The following is a 21,128-nucleotide window of genomic DNA, read 5'->3' as shown; positions in this document are numbered from 1 at the left end:
TACCTCCATATCTTTTATTCTAATTAATCTTTTTATATTTTCTTTGCTATGCCTAACTCTTTATTTAATTTTACACTAAATTTTGTACAAATTCAACAACTACATCTATTGCTTTTTCGTTATATCCACCTTTCGGAATTATTATATCGGCATGTTTTTTTGTGGGTTCAACGTAAGCATCATGCATTGGTTTAACAGTGCTAAGGTATTGTTGTATAACTGATTCTATTGTTCTTCCTCTTTCAAAAATATCCCTTTGAAGTCTTCTGATAAAACGTTCATCCCCTTCGGTGTCAACAAAGATTTTCAAATCTGCGAGTGCTCGAAGTTCTTCGTAGTAAAGCGCGAATATACCTTCTATAAGCAATATTGGCTTTGGTTCAATTATTGTGAAATTTTGTGTCCTTGTGTACTGTGCAAAGTCATAATCTGGTAAATTAATGGATTTCCCAGATAGTAACTCTTTCACGTGTCTAACTATAAGTGTGTGTTCAATCATATCGGGATGGTCGTAATTATACTTTTTTCTTTCTTCTAATGGTATATGTGACATATCTCTATAATAATTATCCATAGGTAACATAACGCATTTTTCGTTACCTATCCTTTCCATTATTTTTCTCGTAACCGTTGTTTTTCCGGAACCTGTACCTCCACCAATTAATATTATGTACACACAGCTCACCCCTTATTTTGAAAATTTTTTTCTTACAAAAGCAACGGCAGCTTCCAAGGAAGTTCCTCTCTCAACAACATCCATAACTTTACCATGTCGTACTCTAACGTTGAAATTTTTCGATAATTCATTTATTCTTTTTTCAAGCTTGTTTGCAAACCAAGTTGAAGTTCCTTCACCGTACAAAGTTATCTCATCAAGTCCAAGTATCATACTTATGTTCCCAACAACAAACGCAAGATTGTCAATAATTTGAGAATAGACACGTTCAGCGACTTCCTCATTCTGTTTATAAAGGTTTCTTACATCTTTCAATTCTTCCCAGAAAGTCTCTTCGTTTTCTATAAAATGAACGAAATCAATATTTTGACCTAAGTAATTTTTCACCGCAACGTAATCTGACGCAACAGTTTCAAGACATCCTTTAGCTCCGCAGTAACATTTTTCTTCACCATTTAGATAAATATGACCAAGGGGTATAACTTTGAATTCATCACGAGTAAAAAGTGCATGATATTCATAGTAACATGCACCTATACCTGTTCCGTAATTCAGTACGAAAACTTTATCATTACCAGTTGTTTTTGATTCGTATGCGGCTATTGCTTCCACGTCAGATATGATAACATAAGGAATTCCAAGGTTTTTTAATTTTAGAGACTTTACAGGATCGTACTTATCAAGTTTTAGTATAGTAGAGTAGACCTTATCCTCTACGACATTACCAGAAAAAGCTATACCGATACTATCATAATCATAAAATTTGTCAATTATGTTTTTGACTAAACTTGTTATACCATCGTTCGAGAGATTTTCGTGTTTAACACGATATTCTGACCTTTCAAGCTCTTCGCCTTTGGCATTGTAAAGTATGGCACGAATTTTTTCACGCCCAACACTTATAGACAAAACTTTCCAGGCGTCTTTTGAAAGCGAAATGAATTGAGGGGGTTTACCAAGGTTGGTATCCCCCTCTTCAATTTCTATATAACCTTTTAGCTTATCAAGTAAATAAGTCATAGTTGAAGGGGTAACATCGATAATTTCTTCGAGTTCTTTCCTACGAATTGTTTTATTTCGCAAGATTTGGAGAAGTATCTTTGCTTCATTTTTCAACAAAATTCCCCCAGCGTTTGTAACTAAATAATTATTTTGATAATTATTTTATCAACCATTAATCACACTTTCTATAACTTCAAAATATCTCTTAACATGAGCAGTTGATAAGTAAGTCGATCTTACTTTTTCTTTTGCATTCTTTCCCATTTTCTCGAGAATTTGTTTATTACTAAGCAGGTCCACAATAGCTTCAGAAAGTTCATTTACATCGTTTCTGAGGTATCCGTTTATACCATCGTCTATTTGTATTTTAACACCACCAACAGGTCTTGCGACAACTGGATGTTGTTTCCACATCATTTCACTTATAACAAGTCCAAACCCTTCTCTCGTAGCTGTGTGTAAACCTATTGTGGATAATCTTTGAATTCCATTAACTTCCAAGTGCCCTACTCCTTTGAGGTCCGTTAAGAAAAGAATATCTTTATCGGTACCTGCGTATCTAAGCACATCTTCAAAGAAAATCCAGCCTTCCGGATCATCTTTTGCCATTGCGGAAACAATTGCGAGTTGTACGTCAAATTTCTCTTTAACTTTTCTATATACATCTATAGATGAGAATAAATCTTTCCACGGATCAAACCTTGCAACTACGGTTATTAATGGCTTTGTCATGTCTATATTATACGTTTTCGCTATTTTTTCAAGTTCTTCTTTTGACATTTCTCTATTCTTGGGGCTTAGTGGATCGATGCTAGGTGGAAATTCAACAGCTATTTTATCAAATGGTTCTCTAACGTAATCCATTATGTGGAAAAGGGCTTTTTTGTACATATTCATCTTGGATGTAAGTCTGTTCCACACTTTCAAATTTGGTGTGCTTGTGTCTATATGACATCTCCAGATGTAATGTGCATTTCCGCTCTTGTAAAGCGGTATATAAGCAGGTTGTGGATCGTGAATGATAATAACATCTGCATCTAAATTTAGTTTTTTCGCGTTTTCTTCATTAACTTTTTCATAAAGGGCCCATTCTTCATCAGTAATTTCAATATCTGCACCTTGGAGTGTGTTATGTAGTTTTTTTGTAACATTGAAAAATTCCATAGGAGCTTCAAGTACTTCCCAACTCGCATCAACTCCAGCATCACGCATTAGTGGAACGATTGTCATCAGAAGTTCCGCAACTCCGCCACCGTACGCTGTTGCATTTACGTGAACAACTTTAAGTCCTTTCATCTTTTTTCCAATTTCGAATATCTTCTCTACATCATCTTTGGCAAAGACACTGTAATCGCTAAGTTTCTTCACTGGAAGTTCAACCGTCATCTTAATAACCTCCTTCTTGGTTTTTAGAATTAAAAAATTAAAGTATTTGAATGAAGACCTAATTTTTCAACTGAACTGTGGAAAATGAAACAATATTTCCACACATATATTCGAATTTCGAATATATTATCGGAATTTATTTTACAACATATTATGCATATTTCATCATACCAAAAATCCATTTTTTTTGATTAAAAAACTATATAAAAAACGTTTATAAGCGTAATATTAATTTTTTCACTTTTGTCCTTTGATTATTTTGAAAAAACAATATTTTGTGGTTTGAAAGATTATATGGTATATTCATTTTGAAATTCGAACATACCTACACTTAAAACTGGGAGGTGTTTGTATGAAGAAGTTTGTATTTGTGGCTTTATTGTTAGTTTTATCAGTGGTAACGTTTTCCAGGGTTACCATCACAATGACAGCGGGAGCGGTAGGAAAGGAACTTGAGGTTCTTTATGCGCAACTTGACAGGTTTATGAAAGCAAACCCTGATATCAAAGTTTCCGTTATGCCAATGCCAAATTCTTCTACAGAAAGACATGATTTGTATGTCACATATTTGGCATCGGGGGAAAAAGAACCAACAGTACTCATGCTTGACGTTATCTGGCCAGCAGAATTTGCTCCATATCTTGAAGATTTAACAGCTGATAAAGACTATTTTGAACTCAGTAAGTTTTTACCTGGTACAGTCAAGGCAGCAACAGTTGGTGGAAAGACTGTTGCAGTGCCATGGTTTACAGATGCTGGGCTTTTGTACTATCGTAAAGACCTTCTCCAAAAATACGGTTTTAAAGAAGCTCCAAAGACATGGGATGAACTTGTAAAGATGGCAAAGACAATCACAGCAAAAGAAAAGAATATGGTCGGGTTTGTATGGCAAGGCGCAAGGTATGAGGGACTTGTTTGTGATTTCATGGAATACCTTGTATCATTCGGCGGAGATGTGCTTGATGACGCGGGAAACGTTGTTGTTAACAGTCCAGCGGCTGTTAAAGCTTTGCAGTTCATGGTTGATTTGATTTACAAAGAAAAGGTATCACCACAAGCAGTTACAACGTATATGGAAGAAGAAGCAAGAAGAAAATTCCAAAATGGTGAAGCGGTATTTATGAGAAACTGGCCATACGCTTGGGCACTTTTGAATGATCCAAAAGAATCAAAGGTCGCTGGTAAAGTTGGAGTTGCACCACTTCCAGCAGGTCCATCTGGAAAGTCTGCGGCAACACTTGGCGGTTGGATGCTTGGTATAAATAAAAATGCAACACCTGAAGAAAAAGCAGCTGCGAAGAAACTCGTAAAATTCCTTACAAGCTATGATGAGCAGCTTTACAAAGCAATCAATGCAGGACAAAATCCAACAATGATGGATGTTTATAAAAACCCAGAACTTAAGAAAGCTGCACCATTTATGGTTGAACTTTATGGAATGTTTATTAACGCAGTTCCAAGACCAAGGACAGCGAAATACAGCGAAATTTCTGATGTAATTCAAAAGTATGTCCACGCAGCTTTGACACAACAAACAACGGCACAAAAAGCGATAGAAGACATGGCCAAAGAACTTAACAAAGTCCTCGGTAAATAATTTAGTACTTTAATATTTAGGCAACAATTTTTAGCTCCCACTACCTTTATATTCCCGCCGGGGGCGAAAGTCCCCGGTTTTTGTAAATATATTCAGGAGGTGAAATCCTTGAAAGCCAAAACAAAAGAGACGGTAATTGCGTGGTGGATGGTTTTCCCTGCTATATTAGTTATTTCTATCATAGCGTTTTTCCCACTCTTTAAGACTTTTTATGACAGCTTTTATGAATTTGGACTTAGGCCTGATATAGAAAGAAAGTTTGTTGGTTTTCAAAATTATGTTGAACTATTTAAAGACGAAAGGTTTGTATTCGCGCTAAAAAATACTATATTCTTTACTGTTGTTTCTGTGGCGTTAGAAACCGCTTTTGGTTTGTTGATTGCGCTAATAGTCAATCAGCCGTTTAAACTTAGAGGTATGGTAAGGGCTGCGATGCTTATCCCATGGGCTATTCCAACAGCGATTTCTTCTCAGATGTGGAAATGGATGTTCAACGATCAAGGTGGAATAATATCAAAATGGCTTGAGAATTTGGGAATTATAGAACAAGGGGTTCCTATTCTTGGAATGCCAAAAACAGCTATGTGGGCAATTATAGCCGTTGACGTTTGGAAAACAACACCGTTTATGGCTCTTTTAATTTTAGCGGGTCTTCAACTAATTCCTGAAGAGCTTTACGAAGCAGCAAGAATAGATGGAGCAAACTTATGGAAAAGATTTACAAGTATAACTCTCCCGATGTTGAGGCCTACTATAGCAGTTGCACTTATTTTCAGAACTTTGGATGCGTTGAGAGTGTTTGACGTAGTGTTTATAATGACCCGTGGAAGTGTTAATACTGAAACTCTTGCTGTTTACAATAGGGTATTGCTTATGGATAGAGCATTTACAGGCGCATGGTTTGGTTACGGATCTGCACTTTCGGTTGTTATTTTCTTGCTTATATCGATATTTGCAATTATTTATATAAAATCACTAAAACTGCAACTTGATTGATTTTGTTTGGTTAGCGAGGTGAAGAAAATGTCGACTAAAACTAAGAAAATAATATACAAAATTGTTCTTTCCATAGCTGTTATTTTTGTGTTGGTTTGGTGTATTTTTCCATTTTACTGGGCAGTTATATCCTCGCTTAAGCCCAATATCGAATTGTTTGAGTCCAATCCAACACTTTGGCCAAAGTCTCCAACGTTCTCAAATTATGTGAAAGTATTCCAAGAAAGACCATTCCACGTTAATATAATAAATAGTATAATAGTTTCCGGTATAACAACTATAACAACTCTTATTTTTGGTTCATTTGCAGGGTATGCAATAGCAAGGCTTAGGATGAAAGGAAAAGCGATAGTAATGGCTTTGATTCTTTCAGTTAGTATGTTCCCTCAGATATCGATATTAGGTTCGTTGTTTGTTATACTTAGAAAACTGGGATTTATAAACACTTATCAGGGACTTATAATTCCGTATGTTGCTATCACACTTCCTTTAACAACTTGGATATTACAGAATTTCTTTAGAGATTTACCAAAAGAGATAGAGGAAGCTGCGGCAATAGATGGTTGCTCAAGGCTCAGAACCCTATTTCAAATTGTATTTCCAATGTCAGCACCAGGACTTGTCGCTACAGGATTGCTGACATTTATCAGTGCATGGAATGAATTTTTGTTTGCATTTACATTCATGCAAAAACCAGATTTTTACACAGTTCCAGTTGCAATAGCTATGTTTGCTGGTAGAAGTCAATACGAACAACCTTGGGGACAATTAATGGCGGCTGCGGTAATTGTTACCGTACCTTTGGTGGTACTTGTGTTAATATTCCAAAATAGAATAATCGCAGGTTTGAGTTCAGGTGCAGTGAAAGGTTAAGAGATTAAAAATGTATGTTATCAGGAGGACTGTCTGATGGTACTTTTTGTAGGTGAATTACTTGCCGATATGATTACAGAAGAAATTTTTGATGCTGCCGAGCATTTTGAGCTGAAAATAGGCGGTTCACCCGGTAATATAGCACGGTACCTTGCTCAGTTGGGTATTCCTACACGGATTCTTTCCAAAGTTGGGAATGACATTATTGGTGAACGAATTATAGATAAACTAAGTCAAAATGGTGTGGATACGAAATATATCCAAATAGATAATTTCTTTGGAACCACACTTGTCTTTGTCCAAAAAACTCCTGGAAGCCCTGATTTTTTTGTTTTAAGAGGAGCAGATAGATTTTTAGAATTGCCAAGTGAGGATATTTTTCAAGGTATAAAAATTTTACATTTGAGTTGCTGGCCTATCTCTTTCAGTGAGACTTTTGAAAAAACGATTTCGATTGTGGAAAAGGCAATTAATAGTGGTATTTCAATAAGCTTTGACCCAAACTGTAGAGACAAAATATTCGAGTGTGGCAAAATAACAAAAGATAGGATAAATTATATATTGAAACACACTACATATTCTAAACCTTCTTTAGACGATGCGATAGCTATGTTTGGCGATGTTGATTATCCATTAGAAGATGCCGTGCGTTACTACATAGGTGAATTTCATAAAGCTGGAGTTAAAAATGTTGTTTTAACTGCTGGTAAGTATGGTGCATATGTTTCAGATGGAGCTGAAATAGTCCATATTCCAAGTTATGCAAAAATTGTTGTTGACGCAACGGGTGCTGGTGATGGCTTTTGGGCTGGAATGTATTATGGAATATTAAATGGAAAAGATTTTGTTCAATCTTGTATAATAGGGAGTAAAGTTGCGTCTTACATACTTGGTTTTGTTGGAGCTGATGTTGAATTGAACAGAGATATTTTGGAGGACTGATAGATTATGAAGAATATAGTGAAAAGAATAGCTTTTTTTAACCCTCAAGGAAATTTTGACAAGAATGACAGTCATTTAACTGAGCATCCAGATTTTGGTGGACAACTTGTTTATGTTAAAGAACTTGCAAAGGCTATAACTTCGAAAGGTATACAAGTCGACATCATCACCAGACAGATAATTGATAAAGACTGGCCAGAATTTTCTGAGCCATTTGATTATTACCCTGATTCGCCTAACGTAAGGATTGTTAGAATTCCATTCGGTGGCGAAAAGTTTTTAAGGAAAGAAGACCTTTGGAAGTATCTTCCTGAGTATGTTGATAGAATCTACGAATTATACGAAAAAGAAGGTGAGTTCCCTGATTTTGTTACAACACATTACGCAGATGGTGGAATAAGCGGTGTTTTGTTTTTTGAAAAAACAGGTATCCCATTTTCTTTTACCGGGCATTCTTTGGGTGCATGGAAACTTGAAAAAATGCTGAAAAACGGATTTGACCAAAATGAACTTGAGAAAAAATATAGATTTTCTGTGCGGATATTAGCTGAGAATTTGTCGATAAAATACTCTTCATTCATCGTTTGCAGTACATCTCAAGAAAGGTACGAACAATACTCACACAAATTATACACAGCAGATCCTTACAGTGATAAATTCAAAGTTATTCCTCCAGGAATTAATCACAAGATTTTCAATACGGAAGTACAAAGCCAAGATGGGATAATAGAGAAATATGTAACAAACGTTCTATCAAAAACATCGGTTGGAAGACAGAAATTACCTTTTATAATTATGTCAAGTCGTATTGATAGGAAAAAAAATCATATAGCCGTTGTAAGGGCATTTCTAAATAACGAAAAACTTAAAAAATCTGCGAACCTTATTATTGTAGTTCGTGGGATAGATGATGTACTGAAATTTATAGATGAAAATAATAATGAAGAAGCCGAAATTTTACGTGAGATAGTTAATGAAAGTAAAGGTGAAATTGGTAAAAGCATATTTTTCTTGAATATTGCGGATCAACAGAGCTTAGCAGCACTTTACAGAATAGGTGCAAAACGTCATTCAGTTTTTGTATTACCAGCTTTATACGAACCTTTTGGCTTAGCCATAGTTGAAGCAGCTGCTTGTGGATTAGTTGTTGTAGCGACAAAGAATGGAGGACCGTTAGAAATTTTATCTAACAACGAGGGACTTTTGATAGACCCAGAAGATATTGAAGATATATCGCATAAATTATATATTGGATTAACACAATTTGATAACTCTAAGTCCATAGAATTAGCGAAAAGATATACTTGGGAAAACACAGCTGAGAAATATCTTGAAAATATTTTAAATTCAATAAATAATTCAAAAGACCTAAAAGATATTAATGTTAACGTTGAATATATCAAAAATGATGTCAAAAATTTTATAGAGAAGATAAAAAATATTTGATGGACAATCGATATACAAAAAATAGTAAATATAACAAAAAACCAAAATTCATCAAACAGTATCCCTTGATGGGGATACTGTTTTTATAATTTAAAATATATTTCTGTCAGTTGAATAATTTTCGTTGAGTGTTATAATTTTTATAGTGTTTTTTTGATATTTCGCTTTTCTAAGATCAGTTTGAGACTATTCTTGAAGAGGTGATTAACTTGAAATTAGGTAAGTTGATCGAAACTATTGAAAAATTTGTTGTAAAATCAAACATTCCGCCTGAATTAATCGATAAAGACATTGAACATATTTCGAACAATTCAAACAATCTAAAAGAAAACACACTATTTATTTGTAGAAAAGGTTCAAAATTTGATTCACATACTATTGCTGAAAGACTTTATAATGAAGGAATGGTAATTGCTCTTGTAACCGAAGAGGAAATAAATACGAAACTCCCACACGTTCAAGTTTACGATAGCAGACTAGCTGAAGCTTACTTAGCGGCAGAATTTTATTCGCATCCTTATCAGCATTTAATCACATTTGGTGTTACTGGAACGAATGGAAAAACAACGTGTGCTCACCTATTTCATCATATAATGCAACAATTTGGATTGAATGGAAGCCTTTCTGGAACGGTTCTTAATGATATTCTAGGTGATAAGTTTTATGTCCATAACACTACACCAGATGCAATAACTATAATGGATAATATGTCGAAAACACACAAAAACGGTGGAAGCTATTATTCTATGGAAGTCTCTTCACACTCTTTAGATCAAGGACGTGTTGAGACTATAAGATTTGATATTGCCGGTTTAACAAATATTACAAGAGATCACCTCGATTACCATCCGACATTTGAGCATTATGTTAACTCAAAGCTTCATCTTTTTGATTTACTAAAGAAAGATGGTATAGCTGTTATCAACGAAGAATATGTACAATTGTTAAACGGGAAAAAAGTACCAAATCTTGTAACTTTTGGAGTTAATGAGAACGCACAATACAAGATATCGGATATAACAACTGGATGGAATGGTACGAATTTTATTTTAAGAACACCTTATGGTACTAAAAAAGTTTACACACAGATGATAGGTGAGTATAACGCTTTTAACGTTACACTAGTACTTGCTGGTCTGGTTGAAATAGGTTATGAAATTGATGAAGTAATAAGTTATATTTCTTCTTTTAGAGGTGTAGATGGTAGATTTGAACCAATTCCTGAGGCAAGACGTTTGGGAATAGAAGTTGTAATAGACTTTGCGCACTCACCGGATGCACTTGAAAAAGTTATCAGTAGTGCCAGAAAATTGGCCAAAGGTAGAGTGATTGTTGTTTACGGTGCCGGCGGGCAAGCTGATAAAGGTAAAAGACCAATGATGGCTGAGGTAGTTACGAGACTTGCAGATATCGCCATACTCACAACAGATGATCCAAGAGGAGAAAATCCCGAAGAAATAATAAATGAGGTTGAAAAAGGTGTTAGACCAAACTCTTTATCATTGACTGTTTTGGATAGAAAAGAAGCTATCGACACTGCAATTACCTTAGCTAACCGTGGAGATGTTGTGTTAATTACTGGTAGAGGACATGAGCCTTATCAAATTTTCAGCGATACTCTTAAAATTCCATTTAAAGATAGAGATGTTGCGCTAGATATAATACTATCGAAAATAAACAAAAACCATTATTCAAGAGATTGAAAAAATAAAATGTTGGAAGATTGAATAAAAATCTGGAGTGATATTTTGTGCCTGTGAAGTTATCAGATTTATTTGGTCATAAATTTGTTATAGATTCACGAAAAGTCCAACCAGGTGATGTATTTGTTGCTATTAAAGGAAACAATGTTGATGGGCACGACTTTGTAAAACACGCTTTTGAAAACGGTGCATATGCAGCTATTGTTGAGAAAGATACGGGATTTGAAAATCAAATAATCGTTCCTAACACCGTTGAATTTCTTGGTCAATTAGCTAAGACTATCGTTGAAAAGTTCAAGCCTAAGATTATAGGAATTACAGGCTCAAATGGCAAAACTTCCACGAAAGAGATTGTATGGTCGGTCTTAAGTTCTGAAATATCTGCTTTCAAAAATGAAGGAAATTTAAATTCTGAAATAGGTCTCCCACTGTCTATTATAAATTCTTATAGGGGTGAATCTGTTTTAATTCTCGAAATGGCTCAAAGGGTAGTTGGAGATATTGAATACTTGTGCAAAATTTTTCCGCCAGATATTGGGGTCTTGCTTAATGTGGGGAGTGCTCATGTTGGAGTTGCAGGAAGTGTTGAAAACATTTTCAAGGGTAAGTGGCAAATTGTGGAAAATTCAAAAGAAGCATTGGTAAATTTTGACGATGAAAGAATGAGATGTACAAAATGTAGGTATTTCGGCACTACCGGCGGAGATTATATACTTTCTAAAAGAGAATACAACGGTTCATCAACTATTCTTACCTTTGAATATGAAGGCGAAGAATTTTATTACCAGCTTCCTGGATATTGGACAAAGCCGATGGCCTTATCTGCTTTAGTAGCCTTTGGTATTGCGGATATGATTGATGTATTATTTAATCCGCTCAACCTGGCGAATTACAAACCTTTAAAAGGGAGATTTAATGTTCACAGATTTAGCAAAGGATATTTAATTGATGATACTTATAACGCGAGCTATGAGTCGTTTAAAGCGGGCATAGAAGAAATTTTAGAAAATTTTCCTAAACCGCGTTATGCGATAGTTGGTGCTATGAAAGAATTAGGCGAATATTCAACTTATTATCATAAAAAGCTTTCTGAACTTTTAGAACAACTTGATGGTGTTGTTGTTTATGATAAAGAGGAAGAATCAAAGGACATAAGCTGTTCGAATATAATATTCAGAAGCGCAGATGATAAAGAAATTATAAGCTTTTTAAACAATAGGTTAATCAACGATAGTTTCGATGGTGTACTTTATTTCAAAGCATCACGTGCTGTTGAACTTGATAAAATAGTCGAAGAAGTGTTAAATCGAAAATTTTAGATATTTAGGTATTTTTAACGATTCTTAGTATTTTAAAGGAGGATAGTTTAGCGAAATGGATATATACAGTGCAGCAACTTTGTTAGCTGAGTTTGTACTAGGGATAATCATATTCCCGAAGTTCATAGATTACATGAAAAAACTCAAACTTGGGCAGTATATCCGCCAGGAGGGCCCAGATTTGCATAATTATAAAGAAGGTACACCGACCGCTGGAGGAATAGTTTTTATATCTTTAACAGTAATTGCGGGTTTAATTTTAAAACTTCCCAAAGAGCTTATTTTTACGTTGCTTTTCTATGGCTTTATAGGTTTTTTAGATGATTTTGTGAGCATCGTAAAGAAGCGTTCACTTGGTTTGAGAGCTTGGCAAAAGTTGGCTCTTCAATTCTTATTTTCTATATGGATTGCCTATACAATTCTTCAATACAGGACGAGTAGTATATTTGGCATAACGGTGCCAAGTTGGTTATTCTATTTGTTTACAATGTTATTAGTTTCGGGATACTCGAACGCTACAAATCTTACCGATGGAATTGACGGGCTCGCTGGATGGGTTTTTGTAACAAGTATGATTCCCTTCATGTTTTTTTCAAAGAGTTCTATGGAATATAAAGCGATTTTCGTTATAATAATGCCTTTACTTTCTTTCTTGGTTTATAACACAAGACCAGCGAAAGTTTTCATGGGTGATACAGGTTCTTTGGCACTAGGAGCTTACATTTCGACTTATGCTCTCATGACTAACAATGAACTTTCTTTATTATTCTTTACACCAATTTTCTTACTTGAAACAATAAGTGTTATTTTACAGGTTAGTTCTTATAAGCTTAGAGGGAAAAGATTATTCAAGATGGCGCCGATTCACCATCACTTTGAACTTCTTGGCTGGAAAGAAGAAAAAATTGTCGGAGTTTTCTCGGCGTGGAATTTAGCGATAGCGATTTTTTACATAGCTTTTTTCTTGAATCGATAATTTGAACTCAGCGATAGCGTTTGGAGATGTTGCTATGGTAATGACCGGTTTCTTGCTAATAATACTTTTCGAAGTAATCTTGGTATATATTTTCAGTTTTTTTTCTAATAAAACTAGTTTACTGCTTGAATATCCTTCAGAAAGGAAAAAACATAATAAACCCGTGCCACTAATAGGTGGCGTAATTTTATTTTTAATGGTTTTATTCCTCTCAAAATTAGGAATTTATGAAAATAACATAATTAGTGATGTAGTATTTTATATCGTATTTGCTATAGGCATCATAGATGATTTACTTGAGATACCATATTATCTTAAGTTATTGCTCCAATTTATTGCTGGAATTTTTTACATAAATTCTCATCATTTATATTTTCTAGGATTTGATAATCTAACTACAAAAATAGTCACATTTCTATTTTTTATAGTAATCGTTAATGCGTTTAATTTAATAGATGGTGTGAACGGACTTTTAATTGGAATTGCAATTATATACTCACTTATGACACTTAATTTTGAGATTGCATTATTACTTCTAATACTTTTATTTTTTAACTTTCAAGAGTCTTTATTTATGGGAGATTCAGGAGCTTTTTTAGTTGCATATATTCTTTTGAATTCAGCTGGAAAAATCTCAGTTGATATATTGAAATTGGTAGTGTTTTTTGGATATCCTATTTATGAAATATCCTCCTCATTTTTGAGGAGGATACTTTTGGGAAGGAATCCTTTTAAACCTGATACTTATCACCTTCATCATATTGGTGTGAAAAAATTCGGACACGTTTTTTTCCTAATTAATGCTTATCTTCTCTCCTTGGGGTTTGCGATACTATCAACCAAGAAATTCGGGTTGATCATCTACTTTATCGTTTCTGCTATTATTTTCGTTTTCCAAATTAACACTATCAAGCATTTCGAACATTCCAAGGGCGTGTCTGAGGGAAACGATAGCGACTTCTAATTGTGAATCATCTGGTTGGGCTGTTGTAAGTCTTTGAAGAAGCAAACCAGGAGCAGCTAAAATTCTTAATGATGGGTACTTGTCAAACAAGCGTAATAATTCGTAAGCAATCCCTGCAACAACTGGAAGTACTAAAATTCTTAGTAATATCCTGTTCAACATGTTGAGGGGACCGAATATGCCGAAAACGCTATGTACTAAAATAGCTATAATTAAAAATATCATCACAAAATTTGTTCCACATCTTGGATGTATAGTTGAGTATTTTCTCGCGTTTTCCACTGTCAATTCTTCACCATTTTCGTATGTATGAACAGCTTTATGTTCAGCTCCATGATATCTAAACACGTCTTTCACGTCTTTGAATAAAGAAATGATGTAAACGTAAAGTAAAAACACTCCTAAACGTATGAAGCCATCAACAAGAGAAAAAATGAATTCGTTGTTTTTAAAACCTAACCATTTTGTTAAATACGCTGGAAGTACTATGAACAAACCTATTGCTAAAACTATTGAAAAAAGTATCGAGAAAAACGATTCACTTTTTTTCATCTTTTCATCTGAAGACAGTTCTGCACTTAAATTTATAGCTTTTATCCCAAAGTACAAAGAATAAAACAAACTAAAAAAACCTCTAACAAACGGAATTTTTGACCATTTAGAACTTCGACTTACACTTCCTAATTCTTGCACTTCTATATTTCCGTTTTTCTTTCTTACTGCGACGACAACTTTTTTTCCCATCATTAAAACACCGTCTATTACTGCTTGACCTCCAACTTTCAATTAATTCACCTCACTTTTTCACATTTTTTGAACATATTTGTTAAAGATAAAAAGAATGTAAAAATTTTTCAAAATTAACCGGTGCCTCTTGGCACCGGTATGATTATTTGAATCATTTTGAGCTAACAATTTTAGTGTACAATTCAATAACCTTATGAGCATTTGAATTTTCAAGGATTAATTTGTAAAACTTGTATGCTTCCATATCTTCTTTGGAGTTTTTTTTCATAAAATAGCTTGTTATTTTGCTTTTAAAATTATCTCTTTCTGTTTCAGACATCTTTGAAATTGACGTGACAATTTCTAAGATTCTATCGTCATTTATGCAAGCTTCTGCGATAATTTTTAATTCTTCACTTAATACTTCGGAAATTTCCTCCATTGCTCAACTAAAAACCTACCATTTTAATGTTATAATTATTTCATATAAACTTTGAATGATATACCAGTTCTTGTCTCATTACCGATTTGTATTTCAATGAATGCTGGAACAGCGTATAAATCAAGTTTTTCTTGTTCTAAGAACCTTCTAGCGATGGCAAGTGCTTTTGATGCTTGGTTAACTGCTCCTGCACCGATAGCTTGAATTTCAACTTTACCGTTCTTTTTGAGAGAACCAACGATAGCCCCCGCAACTTTGTTTGGATTTGACTTTGAACTGACTTTTAATATTTCCATAGTACCTGTCCTCCTTGTAATTCTGTAGTGTGATATTTTTATAAGCTTTGAATATATTTTAACACATATTTTTATAAAAATCAAATCTTAACTAAAAAATTTCCAAAATCTTGCCAATTGTTTTTAGTAACAAAAAGTTAAACAAGAGTAACAAAAAATTATTTTACTTTCGAAACTTCAGTGGTAAAATAAACATTGGTTTATTTTAAGAAAAAAAGGTACATAAAACGCGTTTGAAACGGTTTAGGGATACCCGCACGTCTCTAAACCTACGTGTTTTAGTACCTGTAAAAATCGCAGGAGGTGAAGGTTTGTGTACGCTATCGTAGAAAACGGTGGAAAACAGTACAAGGTGGAAGTTGGACATTTACTACACACGGAGAAGATGAACGGTGTTGCGCAGGGTGACAAAGTTGTTCTTGACAAGGTGGTTCTTGTGAAGACAGATGACGGTAAGGTTCTTGTTGGTAAACCATACTTGACGAACGTAACTATCACTGGAATTGTTGTTGAGCACGCAAGAGCCAGAAAAATCCTCGTTGGTCAGTTCATCCCAAGAAAAGGACACAAGACTATAAAAGGACATAGGCAGTGGTACACAACTATAAAGATTGAGAACATTGAAATTAAGTAATTCACGCGTGTTATATAACTCGTATGATAAAGTGTAAGTTTTTTATAGAAAATGGTAAGTTTCTATCATTTGAAATAAGTGGTCACGCAGAATACAGTAAGAAGGGTAAAGATATTGTTTGTGCAGCTGTAAGTACCATAGCGCAGCATACTGCAAGGGTTTTAGAAAAAGAAGGAGCAAAAGTAATTGTCGAAGACGGCTATCTTAAAGTTTTGAATATTTCAGAAGATTACTTATCGCAGAGGTTTATAAATGAACTATGGGAAACGTTAGATGATTTATCACAACAGTATCCAAAGTATATTAAGTTGGAGGTGAACGATGATGCGCATTAACATACAACTTTTCGCGAAAGCAAGTGGTGCTGGAAGAAACGGAAGAGATAGCAATCCAAAATACTTGGGAGTAAAAAAATTCGATGGTCAGAAAGTTATAGCAGGAAACATAATTGTAAGACAAAGGGGAACAAAATTCTGGCCAGGTCAAAATGTTGGAATGGGTAGGGATTACACATTATTCGCACTAAAAGATGGAACAGTAAAATTTGTTACAAAAAACAACAGAAAATATGTTACAGTTGTTGAAGATTAAAATATTTTAAACTAATTTTTGCCTTACATCAGGGGCGATAATGTTATGAAAAAAACAACAACCAAAATAGCTACAATTGGAATAATGTCGGCACTCGCAACAGGATTAATGTTTTTGGAATTTCCAATATTTCCAGCAGTTGGATTCCTAAAGTACGATCCGAGTGATGTTTTGGCGATTTTAGCAGGTTTCATCTTTGGTCCAGTTGATGGAGTAATAATTCTCTTAATCAAAAACTTGCTCTTTTATTTATTGAAATCTGGAGATATAGTTGGTATAGCCATGAACTTTGCAGCAGGGGTTTCATATTTGTTGCCAACGGTTTTAATTTACAGATGGCGTAAAAATAGAGTTGTTGAAATAATAGGCTATATAGTTGGTGTTATAGTTGTTAGTGGTGTGATGGTTCTTTTGAACATGATAGTAGTACCGAAATATTGGAAAATATCATTTGAAGAAACATTGAAATTTTTACCATGGATAGCAGGATTTAATGCAATAAAATTTTCGATAGACTCGTTAATTAATGGACTTATAAGGAAACGCATTGAAAAGATATTTGAAAGTTAAAAACCTAAGAAAATAAAATGTGAGTAAGTGAAGGGAGGAAATAAAAATGGCAAGGCCATTTCCTGTACAAAAGACTTCGTTTCCAAAAGTAGAAAGAAAATGGTACCTTGTGGACGCAGCTGGCAAGCCACTTGGACGTTTAGCTACAAGAATAGCATTACTTTTACAAGGAAAAAATGAACCAACATGGGCACCACATGTTGATAACGGTAATTTTGTCGTTGTTATAAACGCTGAAAAGGTATTACTCACAGGTAAAAAACTTAATCAAAAAGTTTACTATCACCACTCAGGTTATCCTGGTGGATTAAAATCACAAACTGCAAGACAAATAATGGAAAAATATCCAGAAAGAATTATCGAACTTGCAGTTAAGAGGATGCTTCCAAAAACGGTACTTGGGAAACACCAATTTAAGAGACTTAAAGTTTACGCTGGCGAAAATCATCCACATGCTGCTCAAAAGCCAGAAAAAGTTGAGCTTCTCTAATTGTGAGGGGAGGGAAATAAATGGCAGAAATTTACATGGGAACAGGAAGAAGGAAGACTTCAACTGCAAGAGTTTATCTCAAGCCAGGTTCTGGAAAAATAGTAATTAACGATAGAGAATACAACGATTTCAATGAGTACTTTGAGAATAAAGTTTGGACAATGCACGCTATTGAACCACTTAAAATTGCTGGACTTGAAGGTACACTTGATGTAATGATTAGAGTTCAGGGTGGAGGAAAGAATGGTCAAGCCGGAGCAGTTAGGCTTGGTCTTGCAAGGGCTCTTGTAAGTTACAACTCGGATCTTAGAAAAACATTTAGAGATAAAGGTTTCCTTACAAGAGATCCAAGAATGGTCGAAAGGAAAAAATACGGTCTTAAGAAAGCAAGAAGAGCTCCACAATTCTCCAAACGTTAATATTTTTCCTACTTCAATTCCTCATTTGTGCTCTCAAAACCAATCTGGGTGGCAGATGGAAAAGAGTTCTCCTCTGCTACCCTTATTTAATCTTATATGATTAAATATAATTGAATCTACATGGTAAGTTTCTGTCTCTGAAACACTCCTTGATATGTTCAGCTTAAGGATCCTTTCAAAGTAAAAACTATAAATCTCATGATTTTTCATAATAAGGTTGGCTTATTTGATTATGATTCCAAAGGACATTATTGAGAAAATTAAAGAGAAGAATGATATTGTGGAAGTCATATCTGAATACGTAAATCTTCAAAAAGTAGGCTCTAACTACAGAGGCCTATGTCCTTTTCATTTGGAAACTTCTCCATCTTTTTACGTAAGTCCCACCAAAAATATATATCATTGCTTTGGTTGTGGTGCTTCTGGAGATGTTATAAAGTTTGTTCAGCAAATTGAAAATATATCTTATACTGAAGCAATTAAGAAACTAGGAGAACGTGTTGGAATTACAGTAAACTTCACAGAAGAAGATGAGACAAGGAGTCTTTACTACTCTTTTTATAAACAATTACATCAAGAATATATTGCCGTACTTGGAAAGTCGCCAAATATCGTTGATTATCTAAAAAAAAGGGGATTTAACGAGAGGGAAATTTCACTTTACGAATTTGGTTTTTCACCTTCAAACTCGCAGCTACCACAGAAAGTTGCCCAAAGATTGCAAATTTCAAAGGAAATGCTTGAAAAGTTTGGTTTCGGACATAGCGATCCTTTCTCAGGTCGTGTGATTATACCTATAAAAGATGATTATGGAAGAGTTATAGCTTTTGGTGGAAGAGTAGTTGGCGATGGAGTGCCTAAATACTTAAATTCGCAGGATACTTTGATGTTTAAGAAAACATCAACTTTATTTATGCTTGATAGTGCAAAAGAATACATAAAAGAAATAGATTACGTTATAATTTGCGAAGGTTACTTCGATGTCCTTGCATTTCATAGGGCTGGAATTAAAAACGCAGTCGCTACACTTGGAACTGCGCTTACGAAGTCACATATTTACAAATTGAAGAAATACACAAATAACGTTATTCTTGCATTCGATAGTGACAGCGCTGGTATAAAAGCGACGCTGAGGAACATAGAAACTTTGCTTTCAGAAAAGTTCAATGTTGTTGTTGCCAATTTTTCAAAAGGAAAAGATGCAGATGAGGTATATTTTAAATTCGGCAGCAATGGATTACTTGAAGCGTTAGATAACTCTGAAAGCTCTGAAATTTTTGTTGTTAACGTGTTATCACGTGAATACGATTTATCAAATCCAAATGGTGTCAACACATTTTTAAGGAACCTTGCAAAATGGAAAAATGTTTTTGAATTCAATCCAACGGCACTTGATAACTTTTACAAACGGATAGCCTCTTTGCTTAACTCTGAAAAAGAAGTTATTAAATCAAGATTTTCAACTATAACAGCTGATAGTGGCAAAAGTACAATCTATAATGCACAAATAGAGGAAAGAAAAGTAAAAATTCCAAAGACTGAAGATTACCTTGTATATATTTATTTCAACTATCCTGATTTGTTTAAAACATTGGATTTTTCACCAGATATTCTTGAAGGAAAAGCCAGAGAATTTTTCTTAATTGCAAAAGATTTGAACGTTTCTCTTGAACAGTTGTCTAAAGATATGGGAAGTTTTGTTAAAGAATGCTTAGAGAAGATAGATATCGAGGTGGATGAAAAAGTTCTTGAAAATATAAAGAAAGACCTTCAAATTAGAAAGATTGAAAAAAGAATTGCAGAAATAGATGAGCTAATAAAAAAATCGGTAAGCACCGACGAAAGAAATATACTACTAAATGCTCGGATGGAATTAGTAAAACAAAAAAACATGATTAATAAGTCCTCAAAATAAAGAGGAGGTGTTTTTGTGTCTAAAACTGTTATTAAGGAGAACGAAGAGTTACAAAAGAAACTTGAAAAATTAGTAGAACTTGGCAAAAGGAAGGGGTATATTACATACGATGATATCGATAGGACATTTCCACCAGGTGATGCTGACTCACTTGATAGCAACTTTTTGGATATGGTATACGAGACCCTCGAAAAGAACAAAATAGAAATTAGAGATACAACGGATCTTATGAACATAGAGGAAGAAGTTAAAGCTTATCTTTCAGAAAGCCCAGAAATATTCAACAGCACAGAACCAAAAGATTTAATAAAAATGTATCTCAGGGATATAGGTAAAATAAGGCTTTTAACACCATCTGAAGAAAAAAGGCTTGCTCAACGTGCACAGATGGGAGATCAAAGAGCCAAAGAAGAACTAATAATATCAAACCTTAGACTTGTTGTAAGCATGGCGAAAAGATATCTTGGAAAGGGTTTGTCTTTCTTGGACCTTATCCAAGAAGGTAGCCTTGGGCTGATAAAAGCGGTTGAAAAATTCGATTGGTCCAAAGGGTACAAGTTTTCAACTTATGCAACATGGTGGATAAGGCAAGCTATTACTAGGGCTATAGCAGACCAGGCAAGAACGATAAGGGTACCTGTACATATGGTTGAAACCATAAACAAGATACAGAAAATAAAGCGCGAATATGTTCAAGAACATGGTGAGGAACCATCGATTGAATATATCGCCGAACAAGTTGGAAAGCCCGTAGACAAAATCGAGGAAATATTGCAAGCAGCTCCCGAGACACTCTCCTTAGAAACACCTGTTAATGAAGAAGATGACTCTTCAATGGGAGATTTCATTGCGGACGAAAGCATAGGTTCACCCAAAAAAGAAGCAATTAGAACACTTATGAGAGAAGAAATAGATAAATTACTTGAAACTCTTAATGATCGTGAGAAAAAAGTATTAAAAATGAGATACGGGCTATACAATGGTAAGCCTATGACCCTGGAAGAAGTTGGTCAATTTTTTGGTGTTACAAGGGAAAGAATCAGACAAATAGAAGTCAAAGCACTCAGAAAATTGAGACATCCATCAAGAAGCAGATATTTAAGATTGCTGCAAAAATTAACAGAGGAAGATTGATAAAATCACGATAGAGTTTTGAACTAGAAAA

22 protein-coding genes and 1 pseudogene are annotated in these 21,128 nt (G+C 34.4%); 17 read left to right on the top strand and 6 right to left on the bottom strand.

Going from position 1 to position 21,128, the window contains the following annotated elements:
• Positions 1-70: 70 nt before the first annotated feature.
• From udk to FNOD_RS02330, 3 genes are read right to left on the bottom strand one after another with little or no spacing between them, the layout of a single operon-like run.
• Entirely contained in the window at positions 71-676 is a 606-nt protein-coding gene (gene udk, locus FNOD_RS02340; protein ID WP_011993638.1) for a uridine kinase, read from the bottom strand.
• 12 nt (positions 677-688) lie between these two features.
• Positions 689-1,792 carry an ROK family transcriptional regulator gene (locus FNOD_RS02335; protein WP_148202028.1) on the bottom strand — a complete coding sequence of 368 codons (1,104 nt, stop codon included), beginning with the start codon at positions 1,790-1,792 and terminating at the stop codon, positions 689-691.
• A 51-nt stretch (positions 1,793-1,843) separates the two neighbouring features.
• Entirely contained in the window at positions 1,844-3,064 is a 1,221-nt protein-coding gene (locus FNOD_RS02330; protein ID WP_011993636.1) for a glycosyltransferase, read from the bottom strand.
• Between the two features lie 352 nt (positions 3,065-3,416).
• Here FNOD_RS02330 and FNOD_RS02325 point away from each other — a divergent pair, with 352 nt between their 5' ends.
• The 9 genes and pseudogenes from FNOD_RS02325 to FNOD_RS09970 all read left to right on the top strand — a co-directional run.
• The gene (locus tag FNOD_RS02325) at positions 3,417-4,661 is read left to right on the top strand and encodes an ABC transporter substrate-binding protein (protein WP_011993635.1); all 1,245 of its coding nucleotides are present in this window, start codon (positions 3,417-3,419) and stop codon (positions 4,659-4,661) included.
• Positions 4,662-4,808: 147 nt separating this feature from the next.
• Complete coding sequence (locus tag FNOD_RS02320; protein ID WP_049751078.1) at positions 4,809-5,657, top strand: ABC transporter permease subunit; 849 nt, start codon at positions 4,809-4,811, stop codon at positions 5,655-5,657.
• A 27-nt stretch (positions 5,658-5,684) separates the two neighbouring features.
• Positions 5,685-6,530, top strand: coding sequence for a carbohydrate ABC transporter permease (locus FNOD_RS02315; RefSeq protein ID WP_011993633.1), 846 nt, complete (start codon positions 5,685-5,687; stop codon positions 6,528-6,530).
• 36 nt (positions 6,531-6,566) lie between these two features.
• On the top strand, positions 6,567-7,472 hold the full coding sequence (locus FNOD_RS02310) for a carbohydrate kinase family protein (protein ID WP_011993632.1): 906 nt from the start codon (positions 6,567-6,569) through the stop codon (positions 7,470-7,472).
• Positions 7,473-7,478: 6 nt separating this feature from the next.
• Positions 7,479-8,918 (top strand): glycosyltransferase, encoded by a 1,440-nt coding sequence (locus tag FNOD_RS02305; RefSeq protein ID WP_011993631.1) that lies wholly within the window; start codon positions 7,479-7,481, stop codon positions 8,916-8,918.
• Between the two features lie 209 nt (positions 8,919-9,127).
• Positions 9,128-10,621 carry a UDP-N-acetylmuramoyl-L-alanyl-D-glutamate--2,6-diaminopimelate ligase gene (locus FNOD_RS02300; RefSeq protein ID WP_011993630.1) on the top strand — a complete coding sequence of 498 codons (1,494 nt, stop codon included), beginning with the start codon at positions 9,128-9,130 and terminating at the stop codon, positions 10,619-10,621.
• A 47-nt stretch (positions 10,622-10,668) separates the two neighbouring features.
• Positions 10,669-11,940, top strand: a complete 1,272-nt coding sequence (locus FNOD_RS02295) for a UDP-N-acetylmuramoyl-tripeptide--D-alanyl-D-alanine ligase (protein ID WP_011993629.1) — start codon at positions 10,669-10,671, stop codon at positions 11,938-11,940.
• Between the two features lie 55 nt (positions 11,941-11,995).
• A complete protein-coding gene (gene mraY, locus FNOD_RS02290; protein WP_011993628.1) occupies positions 11,996-12,916 on the top strand; it encodes a phospho-N-acetylmuramoyl-pentapeptide-transferase in 921 nt (306 codons plus the stop codon).
• 34 nt (positions 12,917-12,950) lie between these two features.
• Positions 12,951-13,517, top strand: a pseudogene (locus FNOD_RS09970) (MraY family glycosyltransferase); the annotation flags it as partial.
• Between the two features lie 234 nt (positions 13,518-13,751).
• Here the strand turns inward: FNOD_RS09970 and FNOD_RS02285 are convergent.
• The 3 genes from FNOD_RS02285 to FNOD_RS02275 form a co-directional block, all read right to left on the bottom strand.
• Entirely contained in the window at positions 13,752-14,666 is a 915-nt protein-coding gene (locus FNOD_RS02285) for a DUF1385 domain-containing protein (protein ID WP_011993626.1), read from the bottom strand.
• A 112-nt stretch (positions 14,667-14,778) separates the two neighbouring features.
• Complete coding sequence (locus tag FNOD_RS02280) at positions 14,779-15,048, bottom strand: hypothetical protein (RefSeq protein ID WP_011993625.1); 270 nt, start codon at positions 15,046-15,048, stop codon at positions 14,779-14,781.
• A 35-nt stretch (positions 15,049-15,083) separates the two neighbouring features.
• Positions 15,084-15,344, bottom strand: coding sequence for a stage V sporulation protein S (locus FNOD_RS02275; RefSeq protein WP_011993624.1), 261 nt, complete (start codon positions 15,342-15,344; stop codon positions 15,084-15,086).
• Positions 15,345-15,657: 313 nt separating this feature from the next.
• Here FNOD_RS02275 and rplU point away from each other — a divergent pair, with 313 nt between their 5' ends.
• From rplU to rpoD, 8 genes are all read left to right on the top strand, one after another.
• A complete protein-coding gene (rplU, locus tag FNOD_RS02270; RefSeq protein WP_011993623.1) occupies positions 15,658-15,978 on the top strand; it encodes a 50S ribosomal protein L21 in 321 nt (106 codons plus the stop codon).
• Positions 15,979-16,001: 23 nt separating this feature from the next.
• The gene (locus tag FNOD_RS02265) at positions 16,002-16,313 is read left to right on the top strand and encodes a ribosomal-processing cysteine protease Prp (RefSeq protein ID WP_011993622.1); all 312 of its coding nucleotides are present in this window, start codon (positions 16,002-16,004) and stop codon (positions 16,311-16,313) included.
• A complete protein-coding gene (rpmA, locus tag FNOD_RS02260; protein WP_011993621.1) occupies positions 16,303-16,569 on the top strand; it encodes a 50S ribosomal protein L27 in 267 nt (88 codons plus the stop codon). The genes FNOD_RS02265 and rpmA overlap by 11 nt, the downstream gene beginning before the upstream one ends.
• A gap of 45 nt (positions 16,570-16,614) precedes the next feature.
• The gene (locus FNOD_RS02255) at positions 16,615-17,139 is read left to right on the top strand and encodes an ECF transporter S component (protein WP_011993620.1); all 525 of its coding nucleotides are present in this window, start codon (positions 16,615-16,617) and stop codon (positions 17,137-17,139) included.
• Positions 17,140-17,185: 46 nt separating this feature from the next.
• The gene (gene rplM / locus FNOD_RS02250) at positions 17,186-17,629 is read left to right on the top strand and encodes a 50S ribosomal protein L13 (protein ID WP_011993619.1); all 444 of its coding nucleotides are present in this window, start codon (positions 17,186-17,188) and stop codon (positions 17,627-17,629) included.
• Between the two features lie 20 nt (positions 17,630-17,649).
• Positions 17,650-18,048 carry a 30S ribosomal protein S9 gene (gene rpsI / locus FNOD_RS02245; RefSeq protein WP_011993618.1) on the top strand — a complete coding sequence of 133 codons (399 nt, stop codon included), beginning with the start codon at positions 17,650-17,652 and terminating at the stop codon, positions 18,046-18,048.
• 232 nt (positions 18,049-18,280) lie between these two features.
• A complete protein-coding gene (gene dnaG, locus FNOD_RS09760; RefSeq protein WP_011993617.1) occupies positions 18,281-19,963 on the top strand; it encodes a DNA primase in 1,683 nt (560 codons plus the stop codon).
• 15 nt (positions 19,964-19,978) lie between these two features.
• The gene (gene rpoD, locus FNOD_RS09755) at positions 19,979-21,097 is read left to right on the top strand and encodes an RNA polymerase sigma factor RpoD (RefSeq protein ID WP_011993616.1); all 1,119 of its coding nucleotides are present in this window, start codon (positions 19,979-19,981) and stop codon (positions 21,095-21,097) included.
• Positions 21,098-21,128 lie beyond the last annotated feature (31 nt).

Source organism: Fervidobacterium nodosum Rt17-B1 (assembly GCF_000017545.1).
GTDB lineage: Bacteria > Thermotogota > Thermotogae > Thermotogales > Fervidobacteriaceae > Fervidobacterium > Fervidobacterium nodosum.
This window is presented reverse-complemented; position numbering and strand designations above follow the sequence as displayed.